Below are 19,975 nucleotides of genomic sequence, written 5' to 3'. Positions count from 1 at the left end.
TCGCAAACCCACTCAATGGATCGACCGACATGAACAACTATCCCTATGCCAGCACGTTGATCATGAGCCTGTCGGGGCAACAAGGACACGCGTTCGCCACGGCGGCCTCGAGTCTGTTGCCATTCTTTACTGGTCACAATTCCTACACCCTGCAAGCCTGGGTCCGATTCGGCGATCTCAGCGGCGATCAAGTCATCGTGGCAGCGAGCGGGGCAAACAGCGCTGCGCCCCTACTGGCCCTGCAAGGGGGCAGCTTTCTCGGTTCCCGCGGCATCGATTCCACGCTGACCTCGACGACCCAGCCAGAGCAGGGGCAATGGAATCACGTAACCCTGGCTTACGATGGCCAATCGCACCTGTTGAATCTGTACATCAATGGTTTCCTGGAAGCGGCAACGCACGACTACGCGAGCGCGGATTCGGCCGCCCAGGCCCTGTTGATTGGCGGACAAATGAATACTGACGCCACGGTGGCGTCATTGAACGGCAGCGTTCGATCAGTAGCGGTATGGAGCGTTTGCCGTACGCAGGACGAGATATGGCAAGACATCAACAGCCCGCCACAGCCACAAGATGGGCTGCAAGCATGGTATGGCTTTGAACAGAACCCGGTCGCCGATATTTCCGGCCACGCCTGCCAGATTTCGATCACCGGTGTGCTCAGTCCGCAGGTAGAGACCACCTGCCTGCAGGCGCTGGGCGACGGCTACGGCGATTGCGGGCCCTCGGACAATCTGAACTTCGTCGGCCAACAGCCGTTTACGCTGGAAGCACTGGTCAACCTTAATCAGATAACGCTGCAGGATTTCATTTCCCGCTACCATTTGGGCGTCGGGCAATACAGCCTGGGAACCGGCTCGGAAGCAGACCACACCATGGGAAGCGCAACGACGCGGTACTTCGACTCTTATTGTTCCAACCCGTCGGTCTGGTGGATATTTTCCACCACCGCGCCTCAAGTCCAGCAGTGGTATCACGTGGCTACAACTTACGACGGCCAGACGCTCAGTCTGTATGTGGATGGCCAGCTGCAAAGATCCACCAGTTGGGGCGGGCCGAATCCCGACCCGAATAACAACACCTTGATCGGAGCACGCTTCGATGCGAACGGCACGCCGCAAATACAGTTCAACGGGCGCCTGGCCTATGCCCGCATCTGGAATGTCTGCCGGACCGCCGAAGAGATCCAGGAGAATATCAACACCAACCCGCTCAATGCCGAGGGCCTGGCCGCGAATTTCGATTTCGGTTCGATGACCGATGCGCCTGAGCCGGCAGCGCAGGAAGTTCCGCGCCAAGACCTGACGTACCAGAACGCTGTCACGCTGAAAGGCAACGCGGCAATCACCACGTTCATCCAGCCCATCACGCTGGAATCGACGCAGCAGGTGCCACCCACCCCGGATACCGACCAATTCACCACCTATGAACCGCCAGAGATAACACCCGAGCTTTGGGCAGATTTCTCCAGATTGGCGTCGTCGATAAACCCGAAAACGTCCGGCGATCCGCTGGGCGACGCGAACCTGCAAGCATTTCTGGATGAATACAACGCTGCCCTGCCCGCCGATATCAGTGCGGAACAGCGCCAGCAAATGCAGGTGGCTTATCAGCAGAAAATCACCGACCTGTTCGCGAAGGCCAGGCAGGAAGGGTTGGACGGGATTCGCGGCGATCGCTATGTCAAGTGGGTCAGCGAAGGGGATCAACAAGTCCTGCGCTATTACGAACCGGGAGCAAGCCACGAAGTGCTGCGAGTCGCGTCGCGCGATGTCACGCCGCAAGAGATGTGGCTGCTGGAGTTTCTTGCCACCTTGATCGTCGGGTTTCTTTCAATTCTGGGTATTTATGTAACCGGTGGAGCCATGGCCAAATTGGCGAAATTTCTTGTCAAGGAAGCCAAAGTCGTCACAACGATCATGTCCATCATTGGAAGCGGCGTGGCCATCACCGCCGCGTCCATTCTGGAGGTAGTGGACTACTTGTTCGTCTCGGGATACCTGAAGAAGATCATCTTGATTGTCGCCAAGCTGAGTTTCTGGACGCTGAGCGCATTCCTGTTGAGCCTGACCGTGACAATCTTCGCGCCCGAGGCCAGGGTACCTCAGATGCTCGCGGCATTCGCGTTGCTGGCTGTTCATCTGGTCGTCCTGGCGTTGGAGTATCCGACAGACAACAAGGCCACCGCGCCGAGCTGACGCCTTTCCCGCAGGCCGGTCAATGGATGATGTCCGCCAGGAACTTCCTGGCGCGATCATGGCAAGGATGCGAGAAAAACTCGGCGGGCGGGGCGTCTTCCAGGACCTCGCCCCGGTCCATGAACCAGACCCGGTCGGCCACTTCGCGGGCGAAATTCATCTCGTGGGTGACGCACACCATGGTCATGCCTTCGGCGGCCAGGCTCTTCATGACGCTCAGCACTTCTCCTACCATTTCCGGGTCCAGCGCGCTGGTGGGTTCATCGAAAAGAAGCAGTGTGGGCTTTTGCGCCAGCGCCCGCGCGATGGCCACCCGTTGCTGCTGGCCGCCGGACAAATTGGCCGGCATCGCGTCGAGCTTTTCACTCAGCCCCACCTTGTGCAACAGTTCCTCGGCCAGCGCGTAGGCTTCCTTGCGCGCCATGCCGCCCACCTTCACCGGCGACAGCGCGATATTGTCTTTCACCGACAGGTGGGGAAACAGGTTGAACTGCTGGAACACAAAACCGATCTTGGCGCGCAGGTGGTTGATGTCGACCTTGTCGCCGCAGATACTCTCGCCCTGCACCCGGATGGTGCCGCTCTGGATTTCCTCGAGCTTGTTGATCGTGCGGATCATGGTGGACTTTCCCGACCCTGACGGGCCGCAGACCACCAGCACTTCTCCGGTGCGCACTTCACCGCACAGGTTGTTCAGGGCGTGGTATTTCTTGTACCACTTGTTCACGCTTTCGAATTGGATCATCTCTCTCTCCGTGAGCGCCAGGCTATACCGCCAGCCCCAGGCGCTTGTTTTGCAGGTGCAGCTCCAGCCGCTTGGCCAGTTTCGACAGCAGCGCGCACAGCAAGAAGTAGAACAGGGCCAGCACCAGGTAAGTACGCAGCGCGCCCGTCAACTCGATACTGTTGATCTGCTGGGCAGAGAATGCTGCTTCCTGCACGCCGATGATATAGACGATCGATGTCGCCTTGATCGTCGAGACGAACTGGTTCACCAGCGAAGGAATCATGTTGCTCAGCGCCTGGGGCAGCTGCACCGACCATAAGGTCTGGAAATATCCCAGCCCCACTGCCCTGGCGGCCTCGACCTGCCCCGCGGGTAGCGACTGGATGCCGGCGCGCACGATTTCAGCCAGGAAGGCCGATTCGTAGATGACGATGGCAGCCAGGGCGGTGGCGAACGGCGGCACCTCGAACCCGATCAGCTCGGGCAGCAGGAAGTACGCCCAGAACACGATCATGATCAAGGGAATCGACCGGAAAGTGTGCACCCACGCCGCAGACACCCATTTCGTGGATCGCTTGTCGCTGGTGCGTGCCACGCCTATCAGCAACGCGATCGGAAAAGCGCCCGCCAGGCCCAGGGCCGCCAGGATCAAGGTTCCGGCGAAACCGCCTATCGGGCCGTTGGGCCACGACCCCACCAGGAACATCATGCCATAGGTATGCAGGAACTCGATCATGCTCAACTCTTGAAACTGGCGGGATACTTACGTGCAAGATGCGCGCCCAACGCCGAGATCAGCAAGGCCATGCACAGGTAGATCAAGGTAGAGATCAGGAATATCTGGAACGTCTGGAAGGTGGCATTCTCTATCCGCTTGGTCTGGTATGTCAGGTCGGTAACGCCGATCACCATCGCCAGGCTGGTGTCCTTGAACAGGATGATGGACCGATTGATGATAGGCGGAACGGCGTAGCGCACCGCTTGCGGCAGCACCACATAAAAGAGGGCCTGCACGGCCCCCAGGCCTATCGACCGGGCCGCCTCGATCTGCGTAGCCGAGATCGCCCGGATACCTGATCGGATATCCTCGTAGTAGTACGCACTGACGTTCAGCGACAACGCAATCAAGGCGAACGAGAATTCCGTGTTGCCCTGGTTGATCCATGTACGGATGGATTCGGGCAAGATCTCTGGCATGCCAAAGTACCAGACCAGGATCTGCACCACGGTCGGTACATTGCGGTGGTATTCCACATACAGCGCCACGACCGCGCGCACTACGCGCGACGGAATCAGGTTGACGCCGGTCAGCACCAGCGCAAGCACGAATCCCCCCGCCAGCGCACCTGCGAACAGCCGCAACGTGATGGACACCCCCTTCATGAGCATGCCCATGATCTCGGGGTCGGACAGCATAGAAAAAGAAAAATCCATGGGACTGGCGAGGGCGCGCCGCGCCCTCTTGCTCCGGTTGCCTGATTACTTCGCCGCGTCGGCCTGCGCTGCCGCCGCGGTGGGCTCTACCTTGAAGTCTCGCTTCATCTTGTAGATCGACTCGGCCCCCATCCATTTGTCATAGATACCGGTCAATTCGCCCGACTTGTCCAATGCGGCGATGGCCTGGTTGATCTGGGCCAGCAAGGCCGGTTCCCCCTGCTTGACGATGATGCCTATGTGCTCGATATAGGTCGGCTCATCGAGCAGCGCGGTAGGCTTGCCCTCTTTCTGGGAATCGTTCAGGAAGCGGCGCAACACCAGTTCGCCGGCGGTCATGGCCTCTACCTTGCCGCTTTGCAGGCCCACATAGCATTGCGAGATATTCTGGAAGGTCAGTACATTGGCCTCTGGCAGCACTTTCTGCGCGATAGCGGCGGAACTGGAGCCGGACGAGGCGCATACCTTCTTGCCTTTCAGGTCGCCCAGCGCCTTGATGCCCGCGTCCGCCTTGACCAGTACCTTGATGTAGCCCTGCAAGTATTGATCGCTGAAATCGACCTGTTCGGCGCGCTTGGGCAACCATGCCACTGCGCCGGCCATCATGTCGACCCGGCCCATCTTGACTTCCGGGATGCGGGCCTCGGTGGACACCGGCTTGTGCTGCAGCTTCAGTCCCATTTCCTTGGCGATGGCCTTGCACATATCGACGTCATAGCCCACGTACTCGCGCTTGGCCGGATCCTGGAAACCATACGGCGAGCTGGCATTCTGCGTGCCGCATACGATCGTGCCCCGGGCCTTGATGTCGTCCCACTGGTCGGCCTGGGCCTGGCCGGCCCAGCTTGCCGACAGAATGATCGTACCCAACGCCAGCGTGGTTCTTAACTGGTAATGCATGTCTCTTCTCCTGTGATGGGGCTAGCCGCCCACTGAGAACGTCTTGCGTTCCTGTTCATCGATCTGGGCTACCAGGTTGGTTTCCCATTCCAGATACTTGCGCGCCGCGGCTTTGTTGCCGTCATGGCGGTCGTGTACAAAAAACAGATAATCGATGCATGCCTCGTCCGGCAACGCAGGAGCGGCGGCCATGGGCAGCGCGGATGCCTGCAGCGCGGCATCATCGACGACGCACAAATGGATATCGCGATAGCCGGCCTGCTCCAGGTCGCCAGCCAGCAATGCCAGTTTTTCCCTGCTGTCGCCCAGCAACAGCACAGGACCCACCGGCCGGTTCGCGAGTTGTTGCATGAGCGTCGGGCGTATCGTCCACCGCGCCCCCTGGAGGCTGCCCTTGCGGAACTGCGCACTGGGCCTGGCGTCCAGGATCGCCGCGTCCGGATGGGCCGCGACGAACGCCGTTAGCTGCCCGGCAGCCAGGTATTGCGTATGCGACAGCACCGGCGCATCGACCGGCCTGGCCGGCAAGTCGCCCAATTGCCGGGGGTTTTCCAGCAGGCTGACGTTCCAGCCCAATTGCTTCAGCCAGCTTGCTACCACCGGCGCGCGTATGCCATCCGTGTCGCATAGCACGATACGCGCCTTGCGCACGCCGATGTACTGGTCCGTGGCCTGGATCAACTGGCCGCCCGGCGTGTGCTGCACCTGGGCAGGCAAGCCGTCCTGGCAATACTCTTCTTCGGTGCGCACATCGCACAGGAATACGTTGCACGCCTCGTCATCCAGCCATGCGCGCAGCTGCGCCGCATCCACGATGGGTACTGCGAACTTCTCGCGCAGCCGGCGCGAACGCTGGCGCAGGCTATCGAGGCCCTGTGCCGCCACCTGTTCCGGATACACCCGGCTGGACTGGTGCTCCAGCGGCAAATCGGCCAGATACCAGCCCTGGGTGCCGTTCTCCAGCGCATAGACTTCGTTGGGGATCCCCAGGTTGATCAGCGTCTGCGCCCCGATGATGCTGCGCGTGCGGCCGGCGCAGTTGATGATCACCTTGGTGCGCGGGTCTGGCACCAGTTCGCCGATGCGCAGCGCCAGTTCGCCGTTCGGGCAGCAGATCGCGCCCGGGATATTCATCTTGCGGTACTCGGCCACAGGGCGGCCGTCCAACACGACAATGTCTTCGGCCGCGTCATTGAGCATGTCGTGCAGTTTGCGGGCCGACACACTGGGCGTATGATAAACGTGTTCGGCGATTTCACCGAATGTCTTGCTGGGCAGGTTGACCCCCGCGAACGTGGCGTAGCCGGCATCGCGCCATGCCTGGATGCCGCCGCGCAGCACATGCACTTGGCTGTATCCCAGGCCCTCCAGCGCGTGAGCGGCGGCCTGCACGGCGGGCCCGGTATCGGCGTCCCCGTAGATCACCGTGCGGGTGCCCACGCGCGGCACCAGCCGCGCAATGTGCAATTCCAGCTCGCTGTACGGCAGCGGCACCGCAAAAAACAAATGGTTCTCGCCGAATTGGCCATGTTCGCGTACGTCCAGCAGCGCCAGTTCCGCCTCATCATGTATCCACGCTTTCAATTCACGCGCATCGACATACCGCGGGGTCGAATCTCTCATCATGCAATCGCTTGTTGTTGTGACAGGCTGGGCAGGGCGTCGAGCAAGCTGTCCAGGTCTTTTTTAAGATCGGCCGGGTCTTCCAGGCCTATGTGCAGGCGCAACAGATAGCCGGGCGCAGCGGCCTGCGCCGCGAACCGTGTGCACGCCGGATCCACGGGTAGCACCAGGCTTTCGTAGCCGCCCCAGGACGATCCGATGCCGAACAGGCGCATTTGATCCACGGCCTCTTCTATCTGGGCCCGGGAGAGCTGCGGGTTGAACTCGACGGTCAGCAGGCCGTTGCTGCCCGAGGCATCGCGGCGCCACAAAGCGTGGTTGCGGTCGCTCGGCAAGGCCGGATGGAACACCGACTTGATGGCGGGCTGTCCGGCCAGCCAGGTGGCGACACCCAGGGCGCTTTGCGCATGGCGCTGCATCCGCAATTCCAGGGTGCGCAAGCCGCGCAGCACCAGGAAGGCGTCTTCGGCCGCCACAGTCTGGCCCAGGTTGATGCTGACATTCTCGATCGCATCGAAATGTGCCGGGCCGGTGGTCACCGAGCCCATCATCACGTCGGAATGGCCGCCCAGGTACTTGGTGGCCGCGGCCACCGATATGTCGCACCCCAGGGCCAAGGGCTGGTAGGCCAGGCCCGAGCCCCAGGTGTTGTCGGCGCAAAGCAGGATGCCGCGGGCACGGCAGACCTGGGCCATGCCCGGCAGGTCCAGCATGTCGTACAGCAGCGAGCCGGGCGATTCGGCATACACCATGCGTGTCTCGGGCCGCAGATGGCGCTGCCAGTCGGCATCGTGGGCGCTGAAGTAGCTGTAGCTGATGCCGTAGTGCACCAACTGCGTCGCGCACAGGCGCTTCACGGGTTCGTACACCCCTTCCGAGACCAGCACATGATCGCCCGCCTTCAGGCAGGCAAGCAGCGTGGAAGCAATGGCGGCCAGCCCGGTGGGGAACAGCTTGCTGCGATAGCCTCCTTCGAGCTCGGTTACCGCGTCTTCCAGCGCATACACCGTCTCGTTGCCTCGCGCGCCGTACGACAGCACACGCTGCGTCTCGCGCTGCTTGCGCGTGCCGCGCCACTGCGCGAGGTTATCGAAAAGGTAAGTGCTGCCCTTCACGATGGGCGTGTTCGCCCACCCGGAAGCGGGCCGGCCCATGTGCGCCAGCCGTGTCGACTTGGCGTCCATCACGCGCTCCGGCGCGTCTTCACACCCACGGACATGACCTTGCAGGTATTGTTTTCCATGTCGTAGGCCAGGCGTTGATCCAGTTTTTCCAGCGCCAGCCCGTACATGTGCAGATGCCGGATGGTGTCGTCCTCGATGCGCACGGCGTGAATATCATCGGCCAGCAAGGCAATGCCCTGGCCCGGGGCCACCAGCTTCACCCCGGTTTCGCGCAGGGTCGCGTGGCCCGGCTGGTTGCCATCATCGGTGCGTTCATACAGGTAGTTGCTTTCGGTGCCTTCCACCGCGGCAATACAGGCCCAGGTCGTGTGGTTGTGGGGCACGATCTTCTTGCCCGGCTTCATCACGTTCAGGTAAAGCGCATACGTGCTGTCGGGCTCTTCGTGGATCAGGTAGCGGGCTTGCAGCTCGTCGCCTTCCGGCGCCGGATAATCGTGTTCCGACCACCATTGCGGCTGCGAGGCAATATCGACCAGCGCGCGCAGCACGAGGTCAAGATCCTGGCGGCCGACGTCGCCGCCGGTGTGCTGTTTTGCGGTATCGATGAAGCGGGCAACGGCTGCCTGCCTTTCGTGGGTTTCGGTCATGTTCGTCTCCTGTAACGAAAACGACTATAGGTGCCGGCCCCCTGGCCCACAAATTAATTGTTATAAGAAACACATAAGCAGCCTTAATATTTTCTCTATGAAAACGCCGCAATGCCCGCATGGCCCGGCAAGGGTAATCCCTATGAAAAATCTTGACCTGGACCTGCTCCGCACCCTGGTAACTGTGGAGAAAGCTAATACATTCTCGGGCGCGGCCCAGGCCCTGTTCAAGACGCAATCGGCCATCACGCAGCAGATGCAGCGGCTGGAAAGCCAGATGGGCTGCCCGTTGTTCCAGAAGAAGGGCCGGCGCCGCATACTGACGGCCCAGGGCCAGCAATTGGCCGACTATGGACGCCGGCTGCTGGCCATCAATGACGAAGCCTTGCGCAGCATCGGGCGCAACCAGATGGAAGGCCAGATAAAGCTGGGCGCGCCGCTGGACGTCGCGGACACCATCCTGCCGCCGGTGCTGACGCACATCGCGCGCCACGCCCCCAAAGTGCGGATGGAAATCCGGGTGGACCGCAGTCCCTTCCTGATGGATGCCCTGCAATCGGGCGACATCGACTTGACGATCTCTACGCGCACCAGCCCTGAACTGACCGGTTTTGCGCTGCGGACTTCGCCCACTGCCTGGATATGCGCCGCCGATTATGTCTACAACCGGCGTGCCCCCCTGCCGCTCATCCTGGCCGACGAGCCCAGCATCTTCCGCAGGACCGCCCTGGAAGCGCTGGCGCAAACGCGGCTGACTTGGCGCATCAATTACGTTGCGCCGACGCTGGTGGGCATCAAGGCGGCGGTGCGCGCCGGCCTGGGGGTGACGGCACGCAGCGTGGAATTTCTGGGCGCCGACATGCGCGTGCTGGGCGAGGCCGATGGCCTGCCGCCGCTGCCGCCCATGACCTACATGCTATGGACGCGTGGCGACACCATCAGCCCCCTGACGATTGCCATCTACGAGATGCTGAAGGCGCAGTTCGAACAGCAGAAGGCGGCATGAGCCAGGGCCAGGGCGGCTTAACCGCGCCCTGATTGCCAGAACGTGTAGGCGTTGCCCTGCAGTTGCTCTGAAAGCTCGGCCGCGCACTGGTGCAGAACGGCCAATTGCGCCGGCCGGGGCGGCGACGGGATGTTCTGCATCGAGCCCACGACCGCGAGCGCGCCGGCCAGCATGACGCCGTCGCGAAAGATCGGCACGGCCACCGTATTGACGCCAAGCAGCACTTCGCCGTCGCTATGGTCGTAGTAGCGCTCACGCACTTGCGCCAGGCGCTGCCGCACCGCGTCCGGGTCGACCAAAGAACGCGGGGTTTCCGCCATCAACGGCTTGGCCAGTATTTCATCTTGCACATGCGGGGACGAGAACGCCATGGTCACCCGCCCCAGCGCCGAGCAATGCGGCAAGGGGCGATTGCCTGGTTTCACGCTGATGGTGATGCGTGCGTAGATATTGTCCAGGTTGGCCACCACCATGGGTTGCCCGTTGACGGGCACGGCCAGCACCACAGTCTCGTGCAGTTCGTCGCGGATCCGTGTCAGGTAGGGTTCAGCACGCTTGCGCAGGTCAAACTGCGTGCCCGCCGCCTCGCCCAACTGAAACACCCGCCATCCCAGGCGATAGCGCTCCGAGCTCTGATCCTGCTCGATGACGCCCGTCTCTTTCAGCGTAGACAAATGGCGGTGGATGCGAGGCTTGGTCTCGCCCAGGGCCTCGGCCAGCTCTGTCACCCCCATCGCCCGGTTGGCCAGGGCCAGCTCGTCCAGGATCCGCACGGCGACGCGCACCGCTTCCACCGAATTGGATTTCTTGTCTTCCATCGCCTACGCGCCGCCCAGCGCCGCCAAATTGTCAACGGACAGAGGATACCAATTTGCTCACCATTTCGTTACGCCTAGCGTTATTTTATTTCGGGTGATAGTATTTTGCGAAATTCAATATCGATAGACGTAACAACCTGGGCCACGAATTTTCACCAACTGAGGCCGCTTTATGCGAATCTGGTACCAAAGCATGACCCGTCCTTCTGCATGGCCGGCGTACAACGAGGCCCTGCGCGAGGTTGCCTGCGCCGCGGCCGACAGCGGCACCACGCTGACATTCCACGGCATCGAAAAGCGCGGCGGCGTGGGGGATCAATACCGCGCGCTTGAATTCATCGAAACGCAGGAAGTGCTGGAAAACGTCGAGCGCGCCAGCGCCGAAGGCTACGATGCCTTCCTGATCGGAAACATCTGCGATCCGGGCCTGCGCGAAGCGCGCGAATTGGCCGACATGCCGGTGCTCGGGCTGGGCGAGACCTCGTTTCACCTCGCCAGCATGATGGGTGCGGACTTCGCCCTGGTTACCGGCAGCCCCAAGCACATACCCAAGATCGTCGAAAACGTGCGCCGCTACGGCCTGGCGCAACGGCTGCACAGCGCGCGCTCGATCGAGGTCGAGCGCCTGGTCGACCTGGACAAGGGTTTTTCCGACCCGGCCGTGGCCCAGGCCCTGATCGCCCGGTTCCAGCGCCAGGTCGATGACGTATCGGCCAGCGGCGCCGAAGTCGTGATACCGGCGGTGGGAGTCTTCATGGTGCTGCTGGCACGGGCCGGCGTGCGCTGCACTGCCGCCGGTGGCGTGCCCATACTCAATGGAGTGCAAGGCCTGGTGAAAATGGGCGAGACCGCCGTCAGGCTGCGCGCGCTGATGGGAGGCGCCTGGACGTCCCGCCGCGGCATGTACCAGCAACCGCCGGCCAGCCAGCTGGCCGAACTACGCGATTTCTATGGGCCCGTCTATCGCAGCCTGGCCTGACCCGACTTCATTTGTGCTGTCCAACTTCTGACAAGAACGGTGCCATGAACTTTTCACTTGCGCGACTTGCCCGGCCGGCGGCCATCGCTGCCCTCGCCACTTTACCGGCCTTTGCGTCCTCGGCGCCGGCGTCCGATTATCCCAACCGCCCTATCCAGATTGTGGTGCCCTACGTAGCCGGCGGCAGCGTCGATGCCGTGGCCCGCACGCTGGCCCAGGCGCTTTCCGAGCGCCTGGGCCAGAGCGTGGTGGTCGAGAACCGCAGCGGCGCGGGCAGCAATATCGGGTCGAACTACGTTGCCCAGTCGGCCGCAGACGGCTACACCCTGTTGCTGATCTCGCCGGGCAATGCCATCAACGTCAGCCTGTACGAATCGATGCCGTACGACATGCGCACCGATCTCGCGCCAGTGGCCATTGTCGGCAACGCGCCTGGCATCCTGTTGGTCAACCCCGCTTTCCCCGCGAACACCTTGAGCCAGTTCGTGGATATGGCCAAGGCTACACCCGGCAAGTTGAATTTCGGCTCGGGAGGCTCGGGCAGCTCTGAACACCTGGCGGGCGAGATGTTCAAGTCCGTGGCAGGTATCGATCTCGTGCACATTCCCTACAAGGGTGGCGCCGCGGCCATGAGCGACGTGCTGGCGGGCCGGGTCGAGGCCGCTTTCACCAACCAGGCCAATGTGATCGGCCAGATCAAGGCCGGGACGATCAAGGTCCTGGCCGTGGCGGCCGACAAGCGCAGCGAGCTGCTACCCGACGTGCCGACATTTGCCGAACAAGGCTATCCGGCCCAGAAAGTTTCCGTGTGGTGGGGTATTGCCGCGCCGGCAGGCACACCCGAGCCTATCCTCGATCAGCTAAGCGCGGCGATCCTCGCCGCCGGCGAATCCGAGTCGATGCGCACGCGGCTGGAACAAATGGGTGCCCAACCCATGCGCACCACACGCCAAGAAGCCACCGCTTTCGTCGAAGAAGAAATCGTGCGGTGGGGCGAGACCGTGCGCAGTTCCGGCGCCAAGGTCAATTGACCAGACCTCGGACCAATCACCAGGAAAGACTGATGAGCTTCCATCCCGACACCCCTGCACCGCCGCAATCTTGCGGCGCGATCAATCGTTTGCGCCGCCACACGCTGGCGGCCATGGCCTCGATCGTCGCCGGCCTGGCATTGCCGGGTGCCCCTCTTCTGGCGCAACAGTCCCCCGCTTCAACGGGATGGCAACCCCAGGGACCGGTGCAGTTGATCAACGGCTTCAGCGCCGGCGGCGCGGGGGATTCGCTATGCCGCATCCTGGCCGAAGCCCTGCAGCCCTTGCTCGGCCAACCCGTCGTGGTCGAGACCCGCCCGGGCGCAAACGGCTTCATAGGCGCGCAGGCGGTGTCTCGCGGCGCGCCAGACGGCCGTACCATCGGCATGGCCACCATGAGCATGCTGACCATCTCGCCGCAGTTGCCCGGCCTGACCCTGCCCATCGACGCACGCAAGGATCTCACCCCCATTGCGACGCTGGCCGACATTTATTCGATGCTGGTGTCCTCGCCTGACGCCCCCTTCAGCACCGTGCAGGAACTCATCGAATATGCCCGCCAGCATCCCGGCCGCATCTCTTATGCATCGGCGGGCATCGGTTCCGCGCCGCACCTGGCCGGCGAGCTGTTTCGCCGGCAGGCCGACATCGATATCGTTCATGTGCCCTACAAAGGGGGTGCCCAGGCCATGGTCGACCTGCAGGCCGGCCGCGTACAGATGCTGATCGGCAACATGCCGGACTTCATGGGCCAAGTGAAGACGGGCGCACTGCGAGGCATAGCCTTTGGCGGCGACGAAGCCGCGCCGGCGCTGCCGGAGGTCCCGCTTATCAAACAATGGCTGCCCAACTACAGTTTCAGCAATTGGTTCGGCATCGTCGGGCCAGCCGGCATGCCCCCAGAGGTGGTGCAGGGCCTGAACACCGCCATCCAGCAGGCACTGTCCCAGCCAGGCGTACGCGCCCAGATAGCGACACTGGGCGCACAGGTGGTGACCGGTGACACCGCGGCCTTCCAGGCGCTTATCGAGCGCGACCGGAAACGTTGGGGCGAGATCATCCGCGACGCCAATATCCGCATCGAATGATGACAGCAGCAGGAGCTCACATGTCTACCCCGTCCCGCCTGCCTAGCCCCGCAGAGGTCAGGCAACGCCTGGATGCCTTTCGCGCCCGCCGCGGCTACCTGCTGCCTCACCAAGGTGCCATGGCCGCCGCCCTGCCCGACTTGCAGGACGTCTACGGCGTGGTCTACAAGACCCTAACCCTGGATCCGCACCACCTGGATGCCTTCGAGCGCGAATTCGTCTGGCTGGGCCTGCTTGTAGCTGCGCGCGAACATGTCGGTACCCATCACGTCGATCTGTTCTTTCGCACGGGCGGCAACGACGCCCAGGCCGATACCGTCTTCCGCCTGGTGGCGTGGGCGCAGGGCCATACTGCGTACGAGTTCCTGGCCGAGTCCTGGCAGGCCTATTTTCCTGCCTCGCCCGCGGGTTCATCGTATATTGCCGGGCTGACGGACCTGCTGCGTTCGAACCCGGACGTCGAACCCGGCCTGGCAAGGCTGACGCTGGCCGCCTGCCATGCGGCCCTGGGCCACCACTGGCCGCTGCGCGTGGTGCTGCGCGACTGCTATGCCCACGGCGTCGCCGAAGCCAAGATCGCCGAAGCCCTCAGCCTTGTGCTGTGGCCCTGCGGCATCAACCGGTTTCTTGAAGCCTGCGATGTCTGGCTGGACCTGATGCGCTCCGGCGAAGTGCAACCCTCGCCCGCCTTCCAGGCGTGGGCTGATACACCAGACCAGGACGGCTTCAAGCTGCCGCCGCGCACGACTGTCGCTGGCACGCCTTGAATGCCGCGCCCTGCCAAGGGCGTGCCACAGACAGCTGCACTATGCCGCCACCCTGGGGGATCCTTACGCCTGATCCATCGACACCGTGCCCACGCTGCTGAAACGGCGCAAATACCCTTCGGGATGCACCGCCGGCGGCGCCAGCGCCAACACCGCTTTCAAGCTGCGCACCTCTTCGGTCGGGGTCCGGCCGAACAAGCGCTTGAACTCGCGGCTGAACTGCGACGGGCTTTCGTAGCCCACCTGCTCACAGGCGCTGGCCGCGCTCATGTCCTGGCGCACCATCATCAGCCGCGCTTGATGCAGGCGAATGGCCTTGATGTACTGGATAGGCGTGGTGGCAGTCACCGACTTGAAATGCACGTGAAAGGCCGGCACGCTCAGGTTGGCCTCGCTGGCCAGCATGGCCACGTCCAGGCTGCGCTCGTACTGCGTGTGAATGCGCCGCAGCACCTTGGCGATCCGGCCGAAACTGCCGCCTTGCTGCAGGGCGGCGCGCAAGCCGCCCCCCTGCTCACCCATCAATACCCGGTAAGTGATCTCGCGATAGATGGCCGGGCCCAGCAGCTTCGCCTCCACCGGCGACCCCAGGGCCTCAAGCATGCGCAGCGTGGCGTCCTCGAGCTTGGCGTCCATGCGCGTGGAGTACATGGTCACCGCTCGGGATTCAGGTTGCTGCCCCGCTTCGTCCACGCCGATGGCCAGTTCGGCCGTCATCGTCGGGTCGATGCGCAGCGCTAGTCCCAATAAGGGTTCGGCCTCGCTAGCCTCGGTCTCGATATTGAACGGCAGCGGCACCGACAATACCAGGTAGTGCTGTGCGTCGTAGACGTACATGGCGCCGCCATGAAAACCGCGCTTGCGGCCCTGGGCCACGATCACGATGCTCGGTTCATACAGAGCCGCCGTGCACGCCAGGGGACCATTCGAACGCATGAAGGTCACTCCGTCCAGCAACGACCGGGTATAGCCCTCGGTCGGCGCCAGATGCTTCAGCAGCGCAATCATGCGGTCCTGCTGGGGCGAGCGGCCCTGAGTGTCTGTTTCCATGGATAGCGCTCCGGCTGGCATGGCAATAGGCCAGAAGATACCAAGTTACCGGTGTATCGGGGGGACTTTCCAATATTTTTAGGCAAGCATCGAATAGGAACAGGTCTTAGCGCGGGGGTTGCGCACCCCTAGCATGGCAGCCATGACGGAACGCCCCGTCGGCGGCCCGGCTTGCCCTTCCCCCTCTTGTTCAGGAAGTTTTGCGATGTCTACGATTACCCGAGAAAAAGTCATCCTCGTCACCGGCGCCAGCAGCGGCATCGGTGAAGCTACCGTCAGGCTGCTGGCCGACCGCCGCCACCGCCTGGTGATCGGCGCGCGCCGCACCGATCGCCTGAAGACGTTGGCCGACGCACTGAATGCGGAAGGCGGCCAGGTGCATTACCGCGCACTGGATGTCACCCAGCATGAAGACATGCAAGCCTTCGTCGATTTCGCGCTGCAGACCCATGACCGCATCGACGTCATCGTCAACAACGCCGGCGTCATGCCACTGTCGCCCATGGCATCGCTGAAAATCGACGAATGGGATCGCATGATAGACGTCAATATCCGCGGCGTACTGTACGGCGTGGCTGCCGTGCTGCCCACCATGCAGCGGCAAGGCAGCGGGCAGATCATCAACGTCTCATCGATCGGCGGGCTGTCTGTGGTGCCGACCGCCGCGGTGTATTGCGCTACCAAATATGCGGTACGCGCCCTCTCCGACGGCTTGCGGCAAGAGAATGACAAACTGCGCGTGACCTGCGTGTATCCCGGCGTCGTCGAATCGGAACTGGCCGACACCATTACCGACCCGGCCGCCGCCAAAGCCATGGAAAGCTATCGCCAGATCGCCCTCAAGCCCGAGGCCATCGCCACGGCCATCGCGCACGTAATCGATCAGCCCGCCGACGTGGACACCAGCGAAATCGTGGTGCGCCCGACCGCCAGCCAGTAACGAGTTTCCCACCGGGACCTTCAAAGGAGAATGCGATGAACCGAGTGCAATCCGCCCTGGCCTGCCTGCTGCTGGCCACTCTTGCCGCCCCCGCGCTGTCTCGCGCATCGACGACCGAGGCACGCGCCCAGCGCGGCGCTGAAGTCATACGTGAACTGAATAAGGGCAAAACCCAGCCCAACCTGGAAGACATGCGGCGTGAGTTCCCTTTCCTGGCCGAGGCCACCGAAGCCTATGCGCTGGGCGATGTATGGAGCCGGCCTGGCCTGGACAACCGCACCCGCCAACTGGCCGCGGTGGCGGCCATGGCGGCCCTGGGCGAAACAGGCATGATGCGGGTCCATGCCGGTTATGCGCTGAATATCGGCGTGTCGGAAGACGAGCTCAAGGAAGTCATCTACATGGTTACCGTGCCAGCGGGCTTCCCGCGCGCCATCGCCGCTTCGCAGGTTCTGGGGCAGTTGTTGCAAGAGCGGCGCGATGCTGCGGGCCAGTAAGCACCGTGTGCCTCATGGAACACGCGGCTATTCCCGCCACGGCCGGGTAGAGCCGCGCACGGTAAGCGACGCGGGAAACCGCGAAGCCGAGGCGGTCGAACCTGAAAACTGCACGTGGCCATCGATCTGCGCCAATAGCGAGCTGATGGCATAAGTACCCATCGCCTGGACCGGTAGCGAGACCGTGGTCAAGCCATCTCCTACCAGATCGAACCACTCTGGATCGCCGTACCCCACCAGCGACACGTCGGCGGGCGCGGACAAACCCAAGCTGCGTAAAGCTTTCAGGGCGCCTATGGTCAGGCTTGAACTACCGATGACCAACCCGGTGGGGCGATCCGCGCGGCTCATCATCGCATGAACGGCATGGTGCGCGAACTCGGGGCGCGGCAAGCCCACGGAAATGAAGTCCTGATTCAAGCCATTGGCCTGAAGCGCGGCAGTGAAGCCGCTTAGACGGTCGACGCCGCAGCTGAAATCGGTAGTCGTTCCCACATAGCCGATACGGCGATGGCCGTAATTGATCAAGTGCACCGCGGCGGTCCGGATAGCCGAGGCGTCATCGATCACGACCGCCTCTTTTTCTATCTCAGGATGGCATCGCACCAATTGTGCCGCGCGCATGCCAGCCAACAACGCCAACGTCTCGGGCTTGGGTGTCGCCGTGGGAGTAATGATTATGCCGGCAGCCCGCGACACGACAAACGCGCGCAGATCCTGCAGTTCGCGCGCGGGGTTGTCTTCCGTCACGCTGAGCGCAAGCTGCAAGCCGCGCTCCATTGCCGCATCGCCCACGATCTTGGCGATGGACGCGTAAAAACTGTTCTGGATATCCGGGATAAGAAGGCCGACCACCGGGCTCTGCATGTTCTTCATGTTGCGCGCCGGCCCATTGGGCACATAACCCATTGCCCGCGCCGCCTCATGCACGCGGGCACGGGTATCCGAACTGATCTTTGGGTGATCGGCCAAAGCACGCGAAACTGTGCTGTACGCAAGCCCGAGGCTATTGGCGATATCCTTGATCGTGACGTTGGCGCCGGCGTCGCGATTCAGCCCAACCGAGGATTTGTTCTTCGTTGCCATACTTCGAAAATATCGATCGATTCACGCTGGGTCAATGTGGCGGCAATATCGTCTTGCCCGTCAAGAAGGGACCGGCGCCGCCCTGCATCCATCGTGAAATCATAAACCATGCCGTCCGGCCCGGTCAGTTGGTTCGATTCGAGGTCAACGGCAAGCCCACTGCCGTCGCCGGCCAATGCTTGCCCGATCAGGCCGTTGACTTTGTCTTCTGCGAGTACGACGGGCAGCAAGCCATTCTTCAGGCAATTCTCGTAGAAAATCGAACCATAGCTGGGCGCCACGATCGCGCGTATACCGTAGTCCAAGTGAGCCCAAACCGCATGTTCCCGTGAAGAACCACAGCCATAGTTCGAGCGGGCAACGATGACCGAAGCATTTGCGTATTCGGGTCGGTTCAAGATGAAATCCGGATGGTCGCGGCCGGCTTCGTCGTAGCGCCAACTACCGAACAACCCTTTGCCCAGGCCCTTTCGCTCTACGGTAATCAACCAGCGCTGGGGCACGATGGCGTCAGTGTCGACGTTGTCCCGATCGATGGGCAGCATGATTCCATAGTGGCTGCGAAACGCTTGCATGTCAGGTCAGCTCCCGGTGGTCCACGATCGCGCCGGCAATGGCGGCAGCGGCGGCGCTTGCTGGACTTGCCAAGTGCGTTCTCGCCCCCGGACCCTGCCTTCCTTCGAAATTCCGGTTGGAAGTAGACACGCACCGCTCGCCCGGGGCAACGCGGTCGGCGTTCATCCCGACGCACATCGAACAGCCCGATTCCCGCCATTCGAAGCCGGCTTCGGTAAATATCCGATCCAAACCCATTTGTTCCGCCTGGCGTTTGACCTGCTGCGAGCCGGGCACCACCAATGCCTTGACATTGGCATGTACTTTGCGGCCCTGGATCACCCCGGCCGCCAACTCCAGGTCCGAGAGGCGCCCGTTGGTACAAGACCCGATAAACACGCGTTGCACCGGCTGGCCCCGCAATGGGGCTCCTGGAACCAGCCCCATGTACTCGAATGATCGCTGCATGACTTGCCTGGCCTTCGCGTCGGCGGCGGCGTCCATCGATGGTAGCGACTCGTGGACCCCCACCGCTTGGCTGGGATTGGTCCCCCACGTGAATTGAGGTGCGTCCAGGTCGATTTCCAGAGTCTGCTCGGTATCGTAAGTGGCACCGCTATCCGAACCGGCATCGCCCAATCGTTCAAGCGCGGCGACATCCTGCTCCAGGCCCGGTATGCGTGCATTCAAGTAAGCCAGCGTTTTTTCATCTGGCGCCACAAACGCGGTGCGCGCGCCGCATTCGATTCCCAGGTTGCACAACGTCATGCGTGCTTCCATGGACAAATCCCTGACAAGCTCGCCCGCCAGTTCAAGAAAGCCCACTGCCGCTCCTTGCACGCCGATACGGCGTACCACGTGCAAAGCCAGGTCCTTCGCCCCGATGCCGCCGTGCAGCCGACCGCGCAGGGCAAGGCGCATCGACCGCGGGCGATGCATCACGAGCGTTTGCGTGGCCAGTACGTGCTCGACTTCCGAGGTACCGATTCCCCACGCCCACGCCCCCAGCGCCCCCAGTGTGCAGGTATGGCTGTCGCCACACACGACCGTCATGCCGGGCACGATCAAGCCGAGATCGGGCGCCGTCACGTGCACGATACCCTGCTCGGCGTCGCCGATTCCAAAATGACGAATCCCGAAGCGCGCAGCGTTCCGGCGCAGGGCCAGGATCATTTCCTTGCCGCCCGGCACCGTGTCCTCGGAGCGGCCTGGCTCAGTCGAAACGATATGGTCGGCCATGGCAAACGTCCGCTCAGGACTCCGGACGGTACGCCCCCCTTCCACCAACCCGGCGAACGCCTGCGGGCTGGACAGATCGTGAACCAGATGGCGGTCGATGAAGATTATCGATCGGCCGTCCGGCATATCGCCCACATGATGGGCCTGCCACAGCTTGTCGAATGCGGTTCGGCGGCGTCCCGCAGTGGCAACCCGGCTGGCATCTTCCAATGAAATCCCGTTGAAATGCATACGTTTGCCCTTTGGAGATTGATCCTATCTGCATT

At 62.4% G+C, this 19,975-nt stretch carries 20 protein-coding genes; 8 read left to right on the top strand and 12 right to left on the bottom strand.

What is annotated here, in order from left to right:
• Window positions 1-29: 29 nt before the first annotated feature.
• On the top strand, window positions 30-2,198 hold the full coding sequence (locus KW845_RS10655) for a LamG domain-containing protein (protein ID WP_218369198.1): 2,169 nt from the start codon (window positions 30-32) through the stop codon (window positions 2,196-2,198).
• Between the two features lie 19 nt (window positions 2,199-2,217).
• Here KW845_RS10655 and KW845_RS10650 read toward each other — a convergent pair whose 3' ends face one another.
• From KW845_RS10650 to KW845_RS10620, 7 genes are read right to left on the bottom strand one after another with little or no spacing between them, the layout of a single operon-like run.
• Window positions 2,218-2,943: an amino acid ABC transporter ATP-binding protein gene (locus KW845_RS10650; RefSeq protein ID WP_218369197.1), complete on the bottom strand. Its 726-nt coding sequence runs from the start codon at window positions 2,941-2,943 to the stop codon at window positions 2,218-2,220.
• Window positions 2,944-2,965: 22 nt separating this feature from the next.
• Window positions 2,966-3,661, bottom strand: coding sequence for an amino acid ABC transporter permease (locus tag KW845_RS10645; RefSeq protein WP_218369196.1), 696 nt, complete (start codon window positions 3,659-3,661; stop codon window positions 2,966-2,968).
• A 2-nt stretch (window positions 3,662-3,663) separates the two neighbouring features.
• Window positions 3,664-4,359 (bottom strand): amino acid ABC transporter permease, encoded by a 696-nt coding sequence (locus tag KW845_RS10640; RefSeq protein ID WP_218369195.1) that lies wholly within the window; start codon window positions 4,357-4,359, stop codon window positions 3,664-3,666.
• 45 nt (window positions 4,360-4,404) lie between these two features.
• Window positions 4,405-5,259 carry an ABC transporter substrate-binding protein gene (locus KW845_RS10635; protein ID WP_218369194.1) on the bottom strand — a complete coding sequence of 285 codons (855 nt, stop codon included), beginning with the start codon at window positions 5,257-5,259 and terminating at the stop codon, window positions 4,405-4,407.
• Window positions 5,260-5,280: 21 nt separating this feature from the next.
• Entirely contained in the window at window positions 5,281-6,885 is a 1,605-nt protein-coding gene (locus tag KW845_RS10630; RefSeq protein ID WP_218369193.1) for a rhodanese-like domain-containing protein, read from the bottom strand.
• The gene (gene metC, locus KW845_RS10625; protein ID WP_218369192.1) at window positions 6,882-8,066 is read right to left on the bottom strand and encodes a cystathionine beta-lyase; all 1,185 of its coding nucleotides are present in this window, start codon (window positions 8,064-8,066) and stop codon (window positions 6,882-6,884) included. Before metC ends, KW845_RS10630 begins: the two co-directional genes overlap by 4 nt.
• Window positions 8,066-8,653, bottom strand: coding sequence for a hypothetical protein (locus KW845_RS10620; protein ID WP_218369191.1), 588 nt, complete (start codon window positions 8,651-8,653; stop codon window positions 8,066-8,068). Before KW845_RS10620 ends, metC begins: the two co-directional genes overlap by 1 nt.
• A 142-nt stretch (window positions 8,654-8,795) precedes the next feature.
• Here KW845_RS10620 and KW845_RS10615 point away from each other — a divergent pair, with 142 nt between their 5' ends.
• Window positions 8,796-9,659, top strand: coding sequence for a LysR substrate-binding domain-containing protein (locus KW845_RS10615; RefSeq protein ID WP_218369190.1), 864 nt, complete (start codon window positions 8,796-8,798; stop codon window positions 9,657-9,659).
• 17 nt (window positions 9,660-9,676) lie between these two features.
• Here KW845_RS10615 and KW845_RS10610 read toward each other — a convergent pair whose 3' ends face one another.
• Window positions 9,677-10,477, bottom strand: coding sequence for an IclR family transcriptional regulator (locus KW845_RS10610; RefSeq protein WP_218369189.1), 801 nt, complete (start codon window positions 10,475-10,477; stop codon window positions 9,677-9,679).
• A 193-nt stretch (window positions 10,478-10,670) separates the two neighbouring features.
• Here KW845_RS10610 and KW845_RS10605 point away from each other — a divergent pair, with 193 nt between their 5' ends.
• Genes KW845_RS10605 through KW845_RS10590 form a run of 4 tightly spaced genes read left to right on the top strand, consistent with a single transcriptional unit; the run spans window position 10,671 to window position 14,342 of the window.
• Entirely contained in the window at window positions 10,671-11,456 is a 786-nt protein-coding gene (locus KW845_RS10605; protein ID WP_218369188.1) for an aspartate/glutamate racemase family protein, read from the top strand.
• 44 nt (window positions 11,457-11,500) lie between these two features.
• Window positions 11,501-12,487, top strand: a complete 987-nt coding sequence (locus KW845_RS10600) for a tripartite tricarboxylate transporter substrate binding protein (RefSeq protein ID WP_218369187.1) — start codon at window positions 11,501-11,503, stop codon at window positions 12,485-12,487.
• Between the two features lie 32 nt (window positions 12,488-12,519).
• Entirely contained in the window at window positions 12,520-13,575 is a 1,056-nt protein-coding gene (locus KW845_RS10595; RefSeq protein ID WP_218369186.1) for a tripartite tricarboxylate transporter substrate binding protein, read from the top strand.
• Between the two features lie 20 nt (window positions 13,576-13,595).
• Window positions 13,596-14,342, top strand: a complete 747-nt coding sequence (locus KW845_RS10590) for a hypothetical protein (protein WP_218369185.1) — start codon at window positions 13,596-13,598, stop codon at window positions 14,340-14,342.
• Between the two features lie 63 nt (window positions 14,343-14,405).
• Here KW845_RS10590 and KW845_RS10585 read toward each other — a convergent pair whose 3' ends face one another.
• Window positions 14,406-15,392: an AraC family transcriptional regulator gene (locus KW845_RS10585; RefSeq protein ID WP_255592541.1), complete on the bottom strand. Its 987-nt coding sequence runs from the start codon at window positions 15,390-15,392 to the stop codon at window positions 14,406-14,408.
• A 205-nt stretch (window positions 15,393-15,597) separates the two neighbouring features.
• Here KW845_RS10585 and KW845_RS10580 point away from each other — a divergent pair, with 205 nt between their 5' ends.
• Complete coding sequence (locus tag KW845_RS10580) at window positions 15,598-16,332, top strand: SDR family oxidoreductase (RefSeq protein WP_218369184.1); 735 nt, start codon at window positions 15,598-15,600, stop codon at window positions 16,330-16,332.
• Between the two features lie 35 nt (window positions 16,333-16,367).
• Window positions 16,368-16,829, top strand: a complete 462-nt coding sequence (locus KW845_RS10575; protein ID WP_218369183.1) for a carboxymuconolactone decarboxylase family protein — start codon at window positions 16,368-16,370, stop codon at window positions 16,827-16,829.
• Between the two features lie 27 nt (window positions 16,830-16,856).
• Here the strand turns inward: KW845_RS10575 and KW845_RS10570 are convergent, their stop codons facing one another.
• From KW845_RS10570 to leuC, 3 genes are read right to left on the bottom strand one after another with little or no spacing between them, the layout of a single operon-like run.
• On the bottom strand, window positions 16,857-17,915 hold the full coding sequence (locus tag KW845_RS10570) for a LacI family DNA-binding transcriptional regulator (protein WP_218369182.1): 1,059 nt from the start codon (window positions 17,913-17,915) through the stop codon (window positions 16,857-16,859).
• Entirely contained in the window at window positions 17,882-18,490 is a 609-nt protein-coding gene (gene leuD, locus KW845_RS10565; protein ID WP_218369181.1) for a 3-isopropylmalate dehydratase small subunit, read from the bottom strand. Before leuD ends, KW845_RS10570 begins: the two co-directional genes overlap by 34 nt.
• Window position 18,491: 1 nt before the next feature.
• The gene (gene leuC, locus KW845_RS10560) at window positions 18,492-19,940 is read right to left on the bottom strand and encodes a 3-isopropylmalate dehydratase large subunit (protein WP_218369180.1); all 1,449 of its coding nucleotides are present in this window, start codon (window positions 19,938-19,940) and stop codon (window positions 18,492-18,494) included.
• Window positions 19,941-19,975: the final 35 nt, after the last annotated feature.

The sequence above is a fragment of the Bordetella sp. BOR01 genome (genome assembly GCF_019218885.1).
GTDB lineage: Bacteria > Pseudomonadota > Gammaproteobacteria > Burkholderiales > Burkholderiaceae_B > Bordetella_A.
The sequence above is the reverse complement of the archived record's forward strand: the minus strand, read 5'-3'. Positions and strand labels throughout refer to the sequence as shown.

What these genes read in the sequence shown, in the direction of transcription:
- KW845_RS10655 (WP_218369198.1), top strand. Translation starts at nt 30, where the DNA reads ATGAACAACTATCCCTATGCCAGCACGTTGATCATGAGCCTGTCGGGG.
- KW845_RS10650 (WP_218369197.1), bottom strand. Translation starts at nt 2,943, where the DNA reads ATGATCCAATTCGAAAGCGTGAACAAGTGGTACAAGAAATACCACGCC.
- KW845_RS10645 (WP_218369196.1), bottom strand. Translation starts at nt 3,661, where the DNA reads ATGATCGAGTTCCTGCATACCTATGGCATGATGTTCCTGGTGGGGTCG.
- KW845_RS10640 (WP_218369195.1), bottom strand. Translation starts at nt 4,359, where the DNA reads ATGGATTTTTCTTTTTCTATGCTGTCCGACCCCGAGATCATGGGCATG.
- KW845_RS10635 (WP_218369194.1), bottom strand. Translation starts at nt 5,259, where the DNA reads ATGCATTACCAGTTAAGAACCACGCTGGCGTTGGGTACGATCATTCTG.
- KW845_RS10630 (WP_218369193.1), bottom strand. Translation starts at nt 6,885, where the DNA reads ATGATGAGAGATTCGACCCCGCGGTATGTCGATGCGCGTGAATTGAAA.
- metC (WP_218369192.1), bottom strand. Translation starts at nt 8,066, where the DNA reads ATGGACGCCAAGTCGACACGGCTGGCGCACATGGGCCGGCCCGCTTCC.
- KW845_RS10620 (WP_218369191.1), bottom strand. Translation starts at nt 8,653, where the DNA reads ATGACCGAAACCCACGAAAGGCAGGCAGCCGTTGCCCGCTTCATCGAT.
- KW845_RS10615 (WP_218369190.1), top strand. Translation starts at nt 8,796, where the DNA reads ATGAAAAATCTTGACCTGGACCTGCTCCGCACCCTGGTAACTGTGGAG.
- KW845_RS10610 (WP_218369189.1), bottom strand. Translation starts at nt 10,477, where the DNA reads ATGGAAGACAAGAAATCCAATTCGGTGGAAGCGGTGCGCGTCGCCGTG.
- KW845_RS10605 (WP_218369188.1), top strand. Translation starts at nt 10,671, where the DNA reads ATGACCCGTCCTTCTGCATGGCCGGCGTACAACGAGGCCCTGCGCGAG.
- KW845_RS10600 (WP_218369187.1), top strand. Translation starts at nt 11,501, where the DNA reads ATGAACTTTTCACTTGCGCGACTTGCCCGGCCGGCGGCCATCGCTGCC.
- KW845_RS10595 (WP_218369186.1), top strand. Translation starts at nt 12,520, where the DNA reads ATGAGCTTCCATCCCGACACCCCTGCACCGCCGCAATCTTGCGGCGCG.
- KW845_RS10590 (WP_218369185.1), top strand. Translation starts at nt 13,596, where the DNA reads ATGTCTACCCCGTCCCGCCTGCCTAGCCCCGCAGAGGTCAGGCAACGC.
- KW845_RS10585 (WP_255592541.1), bottom strand. Translation starts at nt 15,392, where the DNA reads ATGGAAACAGACACTCAGGGCCGCTCGCCCCAGCAGGACCGCATGATT.
- KW845_RS10580 (WP_218369184.1), top strand. Translation starts at nt 15,598, where the DNA reads ATGTCTACGATTACCCGAGAAAAAGTCATCCTCGTCACCGGCGCCAGC.
- KW845_RS10575 (WP_218369183.1), top strand. Translation starts at nt 16,368, where the DNA reads ATGAACCGAGTGCAATCCGCCCTGGCCTGCCTGCTGCTGGCCACTCTT.
- KW845_RS10570 (WP_218369182.1), bottom strand. Translation starts at nt 17,915, where the DNA reads ATGGCAACGAAGAACAAATCCTCGGTTGGGCTGAATCGCGACGCCGGC.
- leuD (WP_218369181.1), bottom strand. Translation starts at nt 18,490, where the DNA reads ATGCAAGCGTTTCGCAGCCACTATGGAATCATGCTGCCCATCGATCGG.
- leuC (WP_218369180.1), bottom strand. Translation starts at nt 19,940, where the DNA reads ATGCATTTCAACGGGATTTCATTGGAAGATGCCAGCCGGGTTGCCACT.